Source organism: Porticoccaceae bacterium LTM1 (genome assembly GCA_030252795.1).
In the GTDB taxonomy this organism is placed as follows: Bacteria; Pseudomonadota; Gammaproteobacteria; order Pseudomonadales; family Porticoccaceae; genus SCSIO-12696.
Window position 1 is genome coordinate 62688 of sequence record CP127080.1, and the last position, 11873, is coordinate 74560.

General features: G+C 53.9%; 12 protein-coding genes. 5 read left to right on the top strand and 7 right to left on the bottom strand.

Annotated features, from left to right (window positions below):
* The first annotated feature begins 116 nt into the window (after positions 1-116).
* Complete coding sequence (locus QP938_00295) at positions 117-1517, top strand: DUF3300 domain-containing protein (GenBank protein WIO74375.1); 1401 nt, start codon at positions 117-119, stop codon at positions 1515-1517.
* Between the two features lie 76 nt (positions 1518-1593).
* Here QP938_00295 and QP938_00300 read toward each other — a convergent pair whose 3' ends face one another.
* From QP938_00300 to QP938_00315, 4 genes are all read right to left on the bottom strand, one after another.
* Positions 1594-2868, bottom strand: coding sequence for an anion permease (locus tag QP938_00300; GenBank protein ID WIO74376.1), 1275 nt, complete (start codon positions 2866-2868; stop codon positions 1594-1596).
* A gap of 26 nt (positions 2869-2894) precedes the next feature.
* On the bottom strand, positions 2895-3572 hold the full coding sequence (locus QP938_00305) for a TIGR00153 family protein (GenBank protein WIO74377.1): 678 nt from the start codon (positions 3570-3572) through the stop codon (positions 2895-2897).
* Between the two features lie 112 nt (positions 3573-3684).
* Positions 3685-5775 (bottom strand): ATP-dependent DNA helicase RecG, encoded by a 2091-nt coding sequence (gene recG, locus QP938_00310; GenBank protein WIO74378.1) that lies wholly within the window; start codon positions 5773-5775, stop codon positions 3685-3687.
* Position 5776: 1 nt separating this feature from the next.
* The gene (locus QP938_00315) at positions 5777-6694 is read right to left on the bottom strand and encodes a LysR substrate-binding domain-containing protein (GenBank protein ID WIO74379.1); all 918 of its coding nucleotides are present in this window, start codon (positions 6692-6694) and stop codon (positions 5777-5779) included.
* Between the two features lie 38 nt (positions 6695-6732).
* Between QP938_00315 and QP938_00320 the strand changes: the two genes are divergently transcribed.
* The 4 genes from QP938_00320 to QP938_00335 all read left to right on the top strand — a co-directional run bounded on the left by QP938_00320 (position 6733) and on the right by QP938_00335 (position 8938).
* Positions 6733-7590 (top strand): SDR family oxidoreductase, encoded by an 858-nt coding sequence (locus QP938_00320; GenBank protein WIO74380.1) that lies wholly within the window; start codon positions 6733-6735, stop codon positions 7588-7590.
* Positions 7591-7592: 2 nt separating this feature from the next.
* Positions 7593-7817, top strand: coding sequence for a hypothetical protein (locus QP938_00325; protein WIO74381.1), 225 nt, complete (start codon positions 7593-7595; stop codon positions 7815-7817).
* The gene (locus QP938_00330) at positions 7818-8270 is read left to right on the top strand and encodes a GNAT family N-acetyltransferase (GenBank protein WIO74382.1); all 453 of its coding nucleotides are present in this window, start codon (positions 7818-7820) and stop codon (positions 8268-8270) included.
* A gap of 92 nt (positions 8271-8362) precedes the next feature.
* Positions 8363-8938 carry a DUF4136 domain-containing protein gene (locus tag QP938_00335; protein ID WIO74383.1) on the top strand — a complete coding sequence of 192 codons (576 nt, stop codon included), beginning with the start codon at positions 8363-8365 and terminating at the stop codon, positions 8936-8938.
* Positions 8939-9030: 92 nt separating this feature from the next.
* Here the strand turns inward: QP938_00335 and QP938_00340 are convergent, their stop codons facing one another.
* Genes QP938_00340 through rpoZ form a run of 3 tightly spaced genes read right to left on the bottom strand, consistent with a single transcriptional unit; the run spans position 9031 to position 11859 of the window.
* A complete protein-coding gene (locus QP938_00340) occupies positions 9031-9414 on the bottom strand; it encodes a RidA family protein (GenBank protein WIO74384.1) in 384 nt (127 codons plus the stop codon).
* Between the two features lie 25 nt (positions 9415-9439).
* Positions 9440-11554 carry a RelA/SpoT family protein gene (locus QP938_00345; protein WIO74385.1) on the bottom strand — a complete coding sequence of 705 codons (2115 nt, stop codon included), beginning with the start codon at positions 11552-11554 and terminating at the stop codon, positions 9440-9442.
* 20 nt (positions 11555-11574) lie between these two features.
* Positions 11575-11859 carry a DNA-directed RNA polymerase subunit omega gene (gene rpoZ / locus QP938_00350; protein WIO74386.1) on the bottom strand — a complete coding sequence of 95 codons (285 nt, stop codon included), beginning with the start codon at positions 11857-11859 and terminating at the stop codon, positions 11575-11577.
* Positions 11860-11873 lie beyond the last annotated feature (14 nt).

An 11873-nucleotide genomic window follows, 5' to 3' on the forward strand; every position in this document is an offset into this window, starting at 1 on the left:
CTTCAAGCCATTTGCCACTATTCGTTCAGGTTAAGTTCAGCTTGGCGGGAGTAGGGTAGTCAGTACAAGGGGCAATCCAGGCGGATTTCACCCATACTGACAATCAGGTGGCTCCTATGAAGATTGTATCGTTACTGTTTAGCCTTACATTGCTGTTTACCGCATCAACACTGCTCGCCGAAGAGGCGCAGCCGCCGGAAACCCTGTCTGAGGCTGAGCTGTATCAGTCATTGGCCCCAATAGCGCTATATCCGGACAGTCTGCTCACCCACATATTGATCGCCAGTACCTATCCTCTGGATGTGGTACAAGCCGACCGCTGGTGGGCGGAACACCCCGATGTCGAGCCGCAGGATGCTAGCGACTGGGTCGCAGAACAGCCTTGGGACCCAAGCGTAAAAGCCTTGATGCCTTTCCCGCAGATTCTCGAACGCATGAGTACAGACCTCGAATGGACCGAATCCCTTGGTAGCGCTTTTTTAGAGGATGAACAGCGAGTATTGGCGGCCGTACAGACCCTTCGGCAGCAGGCAGACGAAGAGGGTAGCTTGGCCAAAATGGACAAACTGGAAGTGATTCACGACGAAGACGTAATCATTATCCAGCCAGCCGAGACTAGGGTAGTGTATGTCCCTTACTACGATACCCGAGTGGTATATGGTCATTGGTACTGGTATGACTACCCGCCTATTTACTGGGATTGGCACTGGGGACGTTATCACTATCATCGCAGTGGTATCTATGTTGACCTGTTTGGCTGGTATCCATCGGTTTCACTGCATACTCACCTGTTCTTTGGAGCCGTAAACTGGCACCAACACCATCTGGTGCTACTGGACTGGCATAGCGACCCACGTCGCTGGTTGCACCTCAATCACAGTGGTCGAAATTATTATCGCTACGTTGATAACCGATACGCACACCGCTGGCATTCAAACCGGGTGACCAGACACTACCGTCATCGCGACAGCCACTACAACAGAAATCATACGGATCGCGTTCATAGAATTCAGCGCCAGCTGTCCAGCCAGCGTCATGACAGAAAGCGCAATTATCGTGAGGAGTCGCCGCGCTTTACTGACCAGAGACGGTATGAGTCCGGCAGGGAAAATCGCAGGGAATACAGACAGCGCCACGAAGCCCGCCAATATCGACAAGAAGGGCGAAATCAACAAAACCGCCGGAACCTGCAGCAACATGAAGAACGTGCCACAGCCAATACGGGCAACCGGGCGCTGACCCCTCAATCCAGACGTCTGGTGCAAGAGCGCCTCCCCTCTCGACAGGAGAGAGGGAAGGCGCAGCGGGATTCACGAAACCAGGCTCCCCAGGTTATGACTCCGCGTAAGAGGGGGGATCAGGGGCAAGCTGCTAATAGCGCATCTAACCGCCCGCAAGCGCAAGCGCGAAGAAATAGCGAGTCATCCTCACGAAGGGCGAATAGACAGAGCGAGGGCCGCAGGAATGAAAACCATAGAAGCCATCGCGATAATCATCGTCGCCACAGTGATCGGTAAAGATAAGTAGGGGGATTAAAAAAGCCGTCATTCACATTACTGATGAATGACGGCTTTTTTTTCAGGTTAATCAGCCTCAGCTGAAAATACCCTTGAACAGGAAGAAGAACAGAATGGCCAGGCCGGCACCGGCGGGCAGGGTTACTACCCAGGACATAAAGATCGAGCCGATGGCACCCAGGTTGAGTGCACCAATACCGCGAGCCAGGCCAACACCCAGAACCGCACCCACCAGAATCTGGGTAGTGGAAACAGGCAGGCCTGTGCCAGAGGCAACTACCACAGTACCCGCAGCGCCCAGCTCAGCGGCAAAACCGCGGCTTGGAGTCAGTTCGGTGATCTTCTTGCCGATGGTGGCCATAACCTTGAAGCCAAAGGTCGCCAGACCCACCACGATACCGATACCACCGAGCAACAGAATCCAGCCCGGCATTGCCGCTTTGGCAGCAACCGCACCGGTAGACAGCACTGAGTAAACAGCAGCCAGTGGGCCAACGGCGTTGGCTACATCGTTGGAGCCGTGGGCAAATGCCATGGCACAGGCGGTAAAGACCATCAGAACCGCAAACACCTTCTCGACACTGGCAAAACGGTTTTTTTCATCCGCCTGCTCATCGCGTTTAACGCGGTTCAGCATCAGCTTGCCGAAGATGGCCACGATGATGCCGACGCCGGCGGCGTACAGAGCCGCTTCGCCAAAGCTGAAACTGATGTCGTGGGATTTAAAGACGTGCTTGAGGCCTTTCAGAATTGTCACCATCGCGATCAGGAAGCCAACCCCGAACATGTAAATCGGGATGTACTTTTTCGCTTCGCTGAACGGATCGCGTTTGGTGAGAATCAGTTTCTGAACACTCTTGAACAGAATAAAGGAGATGGTACCCGCCAATACCGGGGCGATAATCCAGCTTGCCACCACGCTGCCAACCTTGCCCCACTTCACCGCTTCCATGCCAATACCAACGGCAGCGAAACCGACGATGGCGCCGATAATGGAGTGAGTGGTAGAGACCGGCCAGCCGCGCATACTGGCCACCAGCAGCCAGGTTCCTGCCGCCAGCAGCGAAGCCATCATACCGAACACCAGCAGTTCCGGATTGGCGACAAACAGATCGGCGTCTACCAGGCCTTTGCGGATGGTTTTGGTCACTTCGCCACCGGCAAGGTAAGCACCGGCAAACTCAAAAATCATCGCGATGATAATGGCTTGCTTAACAGTCAGGGCCTTGGAGCCGACCGAGGTGCCCATGGCGTTGGCAACGTCATTGGCGCCCACGCCCCAGGCCATAAAGAAGCCAAAGCAACAGACCAAAATAAGAAGTATCGAGTTATATTCAGTAATCAGTTCCATGGGAGGGATCTCTTCAGGTTCTTCACTTAACGCGCCAGCAGACGCTGCAGACGACCGCCAATGCTCTCGGCGCGGTCAGCCAGTTCGCCGATGTTGTCGATGGTCTGGTACAAAAACATCACATCGATCGGCGGCAGTTCGCTTTCCAGGGCGAACAGTTGATGGCGAAGATCCCTTTCCAGTTGGTCGGTTTTGCGCTCCAGTTCATCCAGCGCTTCAACCATGTTTTCAATCAGGTCGATTTCGTTGCCTGCGAAACCACTTTCCAGCAATTCGTCGAGCTCATTAATGGCTTTCGACGCCTGCTGAACCACAGCGATTGCGGCACTTACCAGCTCTTTCATCTGAGGCTGCAATTGGGCAGGAACTGCCATTTTGCGGCCCAACATCAGACCGGAGATGTCCTTGGTGCGGTTGGCTACCTTGTCCTGTACTGAAAGAAGCTCCAACAAGTCAGAGCGTGACACAGGCATAAACAGGCTCTTGGGCAGGTGCAGGCGCAGCTGTTTTTTCAGCTCGTCGGCCTGTTGCTCAGTGCTGTGAATCTTGTCGTGAATCTTGGCGGCGGCTTCCCAGTCACCGGACGTAGATGCGTCCATAAACGCACTCAGTTGCTCGGCACACTCCAAAACAACGGACATATGCTCCTGCAACGGTTTGATTGGGGATTTACCAAACAGGCTGGCTAAAGGGTTGTTGATCATAAAGACCTCCATTATTTGGGCGCGAGTATAGGGGGGCAGGTGCTAGTTGTCACATTTTTGCAGTATATCTGTCTCATATTGGCGAAAATTTAGCCTTTTGGGCGAAGCTGGTTTAGACACTACCAAACTGTTCACTGCCAGACAGCCAGCGCTGGATCAGTGCTGGCACCAATTCAGGATTATCGCTACTGAGCTTTTGGGCGCTGAATTTTATCTGGGTGAGCAGTTCGCTATCGCGTTGCAAATCGGCGATACGCAGGTTCATTTCGCCGGTCTGTCGAGTACCGAGTACTTCACCGGGACCGCGCAGTTGAAGGTCTTTTTCGGCGATTTTAAAGCCATCGTTGGTTTCGCGCATGATCTTGAGGCGCTCGACACCAGCGTTGGAGAGCGGGGTGCTGTAGAGCAGTACGCAGTGGCTGGCGATTTTGCCACGGCCAACCCTGCCTCGCAGCTGGTGGAGCTGGGCGAGGCCTAGGCGCTCGGGGTTTTCGATAATCATCAAGCTGGCATTGGGGACATCAACACCCACTTCAATGACGGTAGTGGCCACCAGCAAGTCGATAGATCCAGACTTGAATTCGGCCATTACCTGCTCTTTTTCTTTCGGTTTGAGGCGACCGTGAATCAGGCCGATATTGAGTTCCGGTAATAGCATGTGCAGTTCGTCGGCGGCGGCTTCGGCGGCCTGGGCCTCAAGTAATTCAGACTCCTCAACCAAAGTGCAGACCCAGTAGGCCTGACGCCCCTCCTTACAGGCGTCCCGCACCCGCTGAATCACATCGTTGCGGCGGGTGTTGGCCACTGCGACGGTGTTCACTGGAGTACGACCGGGGGGCAGCTCGTCGATGATTGAGCAATCCAGATCTGCATAGGCGCTCATCGCCAGGGTGCGGGGAATAGGAGTGGCGGTCATGATCAATTGGTGGGGAACTACATTACCGCCGCGACCTTTTTCACGCAGTGCCAGCCGCTGGTGCACACCAAAGCGGTGTTGCTCGTCGATAATCACCAAACCCAGATCGTGAAACTGGACCTCGTCTTGAAACAGCGCGTGAGTACCAATGGCAATCTGGGCACTGCCGTCGGCAATGGCGGCCAGTTGCACCTCGCGGCCTTTGCCTTTCAGTTTGCCCGTCAACCAGGCCAGGCGAATGCCCAATGGCTTGAGCCAGCTTTCGAAATTATTGCGGTGCTGCTCAGCGAGAATCTCGGTAGGCGCCATTACCGCCACCTGTTTGCCGGCGTCGATGGCCGCCAGCGCAGCCAGCGCAGCCACCACAGTTTTACCGGAGCCAACATCGCCCTGCACAAGTCGCAGCATAGGGTATGGCTTGGCGAGATCGGTACAGACTTCATCACGAACCCGCTGTTGGGCACCGGTTAGCTCAAAGGGGAGCTGATCCAGAAAGTCGCCATGCAGTTTATCCGGTGTTTCCAGAACCGGTGCGTGGTGTCTTTGAATTTTGTGGCGCAGGCGCAGCAGACTGAGGTGATGAGTGAGGAGCTCTTCAAAAGCGAGCCGCTGCTGTGCTGGATGTTTACCAGCGGCAAGCAGATCAATAGGTGCATTAACCGGCGGCTGATGGAGATAGCGCAACGCGTCGGCCAAGGCTATGTCACTCTGTGGGCGCAGTTCTTCCGGTACCAGTTCAGCGAGGTTGTGGCCGGTCATCATCGCCAGTGCCTGATTGGCCAGGGAGCGCATCCGCTGTTGGGTCAATCCCTCGGTAGCTGGGTAGATGGCTGTCAGGGACTGCTCAAGCGGGGCCGGCTCGCCCTTGCTGAAGAGGTGGTATTCCGGGTGATAGATTTCAAAGCCGGAACTGCCGCGGCGTACTTCACCGTAGCAGCGAATACGGGTGCCCGGCTTCAGGTTATTTTTCTGGGCGGCGGAAAAATGGAAGAAGCGCAGGGTGACAGTACCGGTGCCGTCCTGAACACGGCACATCAGGCTGCGGCGCTTGCCAAAAACGATATCACTGGCGCGAACTTCACCTTCAATCACTACATCGGTTAGCGGCCGAATTGACCCGATGGGAGTAATACGAGTCCGGTCGATATAACGCAGGGGCAAGTGGAACAGCAGATCCTGAACCGTGCGCAGTGACAACTTGGCCAATTTGTCAGCCAGGGACTGACCGACGCCGTGAAGTTCGATAACCGGGACCTTGTCCAGTGGCTTGCTGAGGGTGATCGCCATATCAGTCCAGTCCAGGCAGCGGGCTCTTTAAAATGGCTTCGCGCAGAGCATCAATCGCCTTGTGGCGAGGAAAGCTGGCGCGCCAGGCCAGCGCAGCGGTGCGCGAAGGAACCGGATCGGCAAATGGTCGGGTTACCAGGGTGCTGCGGTAAGAGTCACTACCCAGTGCGGCTGACATCGGTAGTACACTGATTCCCAGACCGCTGGCGACCATATGTCGCATGGTTTCCAGTGAGCTGCCTTCGGTGTGGGTGCGGATGTTGGTGCTGTCGGGTTTGGGTTCACGCAGATTTGGCAGCGCCTCCAATACCTGATCGCGAAAACAGTGCCCCTCGCCCATCAACAGAACGTTTTCATTGTCTAGGTCCTGGGGTTTGATGAACTCTTGATTGGCCAGCGGGTGTGATTCTGGCATTAACACGACAAAGGGCTCTTCATAGAGCGGTTGGGTAACCACATCCGGTTCAGTAAAGGGCAATGCAATAATGATGACATCCAGCTCACCATTGCGAAGGCGTTTGCGCAAGGTCGCGGTAAAACCCTCTTCCACCACCAGTGGCATTTGTGGGGTCAGTTTGCGCAATTTGGGAATAAAATGCGGGTAAAGGTACGGACCGATGGTAAAGATCGCGCCCACGTGCAAGGGTGTGATCAACTGGTCGTGGCCCTCGCTGGCGATATCATGAATGGCAGAGGTTTCCTCAAGCACCCGCTGCGCCTGGGCGATGACCTTTTCGCCGGTGGGGGTGGGGCGGACACTGTTCTTGGTGCGTTCAAACAGTTCGATACCCAACTCCTGTTCCAGCTTTTTAACAGCAATACTCAGGGTTGGCTGGCTGACATGGCAGCGATCAGCTGCTCGGCCAAAATGCTGCTCCTGAGCCAGGGTTACGATATAGCGCAGTTCTGTTAAGGTCATCGACTTGTCCCGTATTTGATAGGCAAAGGATATTACATTTGAGCAGACGATTAAAAATACTGTTGCTTGGTTTCGGCGATATCGCCACTCGCCTGACGCGCCAACTTTCTCCAGAGCAATACGATGTGGTGGGTGCCCGGCGCAGGCCACCAGAAGATTCCGGAGTGACGGTGCTGGCGGCAGATGCCTGCGATGTCAGTCAGGTAACAGATTTGTTACGAATAGGTTTTGATGCTGTGGTCGTCACCATGACCCCCTCACAGCGCAGCGAACAGGGTTATCGTGATTCCTATTTGCGAAGCATTGAAACGCTGCTGGCGGCCAGTAAAAAGACCGGGGCACAGCCATTTGTGCTCTGGGTATCCAGCACGGGAGTGTATGGCCAGAACAGTGGAGAGTTGGTCGATGAGCAGTCGCCCACCGAGCCGGCGAACTTCAGTGGTCAAGTTTTGTTGCAGGCCGAGAGGTTACTTCAATCCAGTGATCTGCCCAATTGTATAGTGCGCTTTTCCGGTATTTACGGGCCGGGTCGTCAGGCAATGTTGCGGGCAGTGAAAGAGGACAAACCACTGACCAGCCCATTTGGCTGGACCAATCGCATTCATAGTGAGGACTGTGTGGGTGTTTTGGCTCATCTGCTGGATTTATATCGGAGAGGAGAGCCTCTGGCGCAGGTGTATTTGGCTTCAGACGACGAGCCGGTAATGCAGTGGCAACTGAGGGCCTATTTAAAAGAGTTGCTGGGTGTAGAAAGTGAACCGTTTAACAGGGTGACTATCGAGGAGACCGGTAAGCGCTGTAGCAACCGGTTATTGAAAGAATCCGGATACGGTTTGCGTTACCCGGATTATCGCTCGGGGTATACTCACGAAGTTAACAACCAACAAGAGAACTGACAATGGCTGGACAGGGTTCAGGTGGCAATGTGTTGGCCGCCATTTGCAATATTTTTATTCCGGGTTTGGGGCAACTGGTTCAGGGGCGCTTAGGGGCAGCGCTGGGATTTTTCCTGATGGTTACTATTGGTTATGCAATGTACTTTTTGGTGATTCCCTGGATTGTGGGAGCAATTTTCCACCTTTGGGCGATTATTGACGCTGCCAAATTCAAGCCCAGAAATTAAATGACCGCCGTGATTCGAAAAGCCATTCCAGCCGATGCAGACTTTATTGTTGAGTCCAACTGCGCCATGGCACTGGAAACGGAGCAAAAAGAGCTTTCCAGGGATGTGGTCAGCCGCGGTGTACGCACTCTGCTGGACCGACCCGAGTTAGGGTTCTACCTGGTGGCGGTGATTGATGGACAGCCAGTAGCTTCACTGATGATCACAACCGAGTGGAGCGATTGGCGCAATGGCTTGTTCTGGTGGGTACAAAGCGTTTATGTGACGCCAGATTTTCGTCGCCAGGGCATATATCGGCAAATGTACAGGCAGGTGCAAATCCTGGCTGAAGAGCAGGGTGGTGTGTGCGGCTTTCGCCTCTATGTGGAGCGTGAGAATCGCCGCGCCCAGCAGACCTACCAATCACTTGGTATGAGTGAGTGCGATTATCGGCTATACGAACAGTTGAGTTGAGCGGGTTCGGACCTTAATCATTCAGTATCCTAATCATTGGTTATACTTGGATAACATTTGGTGGTTTATTCAGTCAGTTGGCAGGAGGCAAAATGATTTTGCGCAAGGCAGTGGTTTTATCGGCGCTATGTTTGCTGATGGCGTGCAGTACGATCAATGTGCACCAGACAGCTGGGACGGCATATGACTTGAAGGGGTACAGCAACTATCGCTGGAAGTTAGCGCCACTGGATGATCCTGGAAAATATGCCGAACGCGCGGTGATTCTGGATAAAGCCATGCGCGATACCGTCGGCGCAGAGATGAGCAAGCGTGGAATCAGCCGTAAGGCCTTTAATGAACCGGCTGAATTGGTGTTGGACTACAAGGTGCTGTTTCAGCCGGAAAGCTACGCGGACATGGATTCAGACAATTTCGGTTGGGTCTGGCAGCGCGATGACTCCGGTAAGATGCAACGCCATACCGTAAATCCGGCGGATGAAAACGTGGTACTGCAACGGGCAAGATTGGTACTGACTGTGACCGACGCCAGTCAGAAGGAAATTCTATGGGAGGTGGAGGCCGACCGATTGATGGATCAGGGGCGCGAAGTAGATGGAGATGATATGCGCCAATCTCTCGGTAAAGTAGTGGCTAAAATGTTTGAACTGTATCCAAAAGGTGAATAATTGGTGACACGTTTCAACTCTGAAATAAAAAAGCCGCTCACTAAGCGGCTTTTTTATTGGGACTGTCCCGTCCTGAATAACGTTGACACTGGTTAAACGACCGCTATACCGTCCATTTCCACCAGTGACCCTTTGGGTAACTCTTTAACACCTATGGCTGCACGAGCGGGATAGGGTTTGCTGAAGTGTCTCGCCATGGCCTCGTTTACAGCGGCAAAGTTGCTGAGGTCGGTCAAAAAGATATTCAGCTTAACAATTGACTGCAGGTCTCCACCGGAGGCCTGGCACACTGCAGACAGGTTTTTGAACACTTGTTCTACCTGGGCGTCAAAACCACCCTCAACCATCTCCATTGAGACTGGATCCAGCGGAATTTGTCCGGACAAGTAGACGGTGTTATTCACTTTCACCGCTTGTGAATAAGTACCGATAGCGGCGGGTGCGTTATCGGAATGGATAATGGCGCGATTTGGCATGAGGTTTTCCTTTAGGCCTGTAAACCTAGTTGCGACTGCGAACCACCCGTTGTACCGCTTTCATGCTGCGCAGGCGCCGCAAGATATTGGCCAGGTGAACGCGATTTTTTACGCCGATCACAACCTGCACAATACTGGTATGGGCGTTGCGATCGTTAATAGTGATCTGGTCTATGGTGGCTTCCTGCTCGGTGATACGTGAAGCCAGCGTGGCGATAATGCCGCGCTCGGTGGCCACTTCCACTTTGCACTCCACCGGGAATTCACCTTTCACATCTGGTGACCAGTTGACCGGCATGCTTTTCTCGGCATTACCGCGAATATCGGCCAGATTTCGGCAGTTTTCGCGGTGAATCACCAGTCCGCGGCCGGAACTGAGGTGGCCGATAATCAGGTCGCCGGGAATTGGTCGGCAGCACCGAGCATAGCTGATCAGCATGTTTTCGCCAGCATCCACGGTAATTGGCGAATTGCTGTTGGTTGGTTCTTTTTTCCGCATTGACGGCGGTACCATCAGATTGGCGGCGGCAAAGGGCATACGTTCACCAAGGCCAATCTGCTGCAGCACCAACTCAAAGGTATCGGCGCCAGTCTCTTTCAGCAGGCGCTGAATCCAGGATTTGCGCACCTCTTTGTAGTTGGTGCCAAAATTTTGCAGTGCCCGGTCCAGCAAACGCTTGCCGAGTGCAACAGACTCTTCATGCTCCTGGTGTTTCAGGAAGTGACGAATAGCGCTGCGCGCTTTGGCGGTCACCACAAAGTTCAGCCAGGACGGATTGGGCTGGGCGGACTTGGCAGTAATAATGCGAATTTTCTGGCCACTTTGCAGAGGCTCTGAGAGAGATGCCAGCTGACCGTCAACTTCACAGGCAATGCAGGAGTTACCCACCTGGGTGTGCACGGCGTAAGCGAAATCCACCGGTGTAGCGCCTGAGGGCAGATCGATAATCTGGCCTTTGGGAGTGAATACGTAAATCTCGTCGGGGAACAGGTCGGTTTTGACGTGTTCAATAAATTCCAGCGGGTTACCGGCTTTTTGCTGAATCTCCAAAAGTCCCTGAACCCAGCGGTTGGCGCGAGAGTGGGTGCTCAGCGGGGTAAATTCATCACTGGATTTGTACAGCCAATGAGCGGCGATACCATAGTTCGCCATGGCATCCATATCGCGGGTGCGAATCTGTACTTCTATGGGTACGCCGTGCATGCCAACCAGCACAGTATGCAATGATTGATAGCCGTTGGCCTTGGGAATGGCGATGTAATCCTTGAACTCACCCGGTACCGGCTTGAACAGGTTGTGCATCAGGCCGAGAGCCCGGTAACAGTTATCCACGGTGTCTACGGTGATACGAAAGGCGAACACGTCCATGATCTCTTTGAACGATTTTTTCTTCGCCTGCATCTTCAGGTAGATGCTCCACAGGTGTTTTTCCCGGCCGATCACATCGGCGTCAATTTTTTCCCGTTCCAGCTGCAGCTCAATGGCCTGCTTGATTTCCGCCACCAGCTCTTTTCGATGGCCGCGCGCTGCCTTCAGGGCCTCGCGCATGCGTTGGCTGCGCAACGGGTGCAGGGCCTTGAAGCCCAGCTCTTCAAATTCAACGCGAATATCGTTCATGCCCAGTCGCTGGGCAATGGGGGCGTAAATTTCCAGGGTTTCGCGAGCAATGCGGCGCATCTTCCTGGGGTTTAAAACGCCTAGAGTGCGCATGTTGTGAAGACGGTCTGCCAATTTGACCAGCACTACGCGAATATCGCGGGCCATGGCCAGGGTCATTTTCTGGAAGTTTTCCGCCTGCTGCTCGGCTTTGGAGGCAAACTCGATTTCGGTCAGCTTGGAAACACCGTCTACCAGTTCGGCGATGGTGGGGCTGAACAGCTCCGCCACCTGATCTTTGGTGGCGTCGGTATCTTCGATTACATCGTGGAGCAATGCCGCCATCAGGCTCTCATGATCCATGTGCATATCCGCCAGGATATGAGCCACGGCAACCGGATGGGTGATATAGGGATCGCCACTTTGCCGATACTGTCCTTCATGACATTTGTCGGCAAAGTGGTATGCGTCTACGACCTTTTGAACCTGACCAGGATCAAGGTAGGAGGAAAGTTTACTGCGTAGCGGATCTATCAGTGACAACGCCTTCCTCCTAATATACTTCAGGCGTCAGTGATTTCGGTATTTTCGGATCCTGCAACACCTTGCTCAAGAGCATCCAGTGACAGCAGACTGTCGTTGGATTCCTCTTCAACCAGGATGTCCGAAGTCACCAGGCCTTCTTCGATTTCCCGCAGGGCAACAACGGTTGGCTTGTCGTTTTCCAGAGCGACCATAGGCTCCTTGCCGCCTACCGAGATCTGGCGAGCGCGTTTGGCGCCAACCAAAACCAGCTCAAAGCGGTTATCAACGTGGTTCAGACAATCTTCTACCGTAATACGTGCCATAACTGTTTCCGTAA

Bases quoted from the DNA above. Each gene is read 5' to 3' on its own strand.
- QP938_00295 (WIO74375.1), top strand. From the start codon at position 117: ATGAAGATTGTATCGTTACTGTTTAGCCTTACATTGCTGTTTACCGCA.
- QP938_00300 (WIO74376.1), bottom strand. From the start codon at position 2,868: ATGGAACTGATTACTGAATATAACTCGATACTTCTTATTTTGGTCTGT.
- QP938_00305 (WIO74377.1), bottom strand. From the start codon at position 3,572: ATGATCAACAACCCTTTAGCCAGCCTGTTTGGTAAATCCCCAATCAAA.
- recG (WIO74378.1), bottom strand. From the start codon at position 5,775: ATGGCGATCACCCTCAGCAAGCCACTGGACAAGGTCCCGGTTATCGAA.
- QP938_00315 (WIO74379.1), bottom strand. From the start codon at position 6,694: ATGACCTTAACAGAACTGCGCTATATCGTAACCCTGGCTCAGGAGCAG.
- QP938_00325 (WIO74381.1), top strand. From the start codon at position 7,593: ATGGCTGGACAGGGTTCAGGTGGCAATGTGTTGGCCGCCATTTGCAAT.
- QP938_00330 (WIO74382.1), top strand. From the start codon at position 7,818: ATGACCGCCGTGATTCGAAAAGCCATTCCAGCCGATGCAGACTTTATT.
- QP938_00335 (WIO74383.1), top strand. From the start codon at position 8,363: ATGATTTTGCGCAAGGCAGTGGTTTTATCGGCGCTATGTTTGCTGATG.
- QP938_00340 (WIO74384.1), bottom strand. From the start codon at position 9,414: ATGCCAAATCGCGCCATTATCCATTCCGATAACGCACCCGCCGCTATC.
- rpoZ (WIO74386.1), bottom strand. From the start codon at position 11,859: ATGGCACGTATTACGGTAGAAGATTGTCTGAACCACGTTGATAACCGC.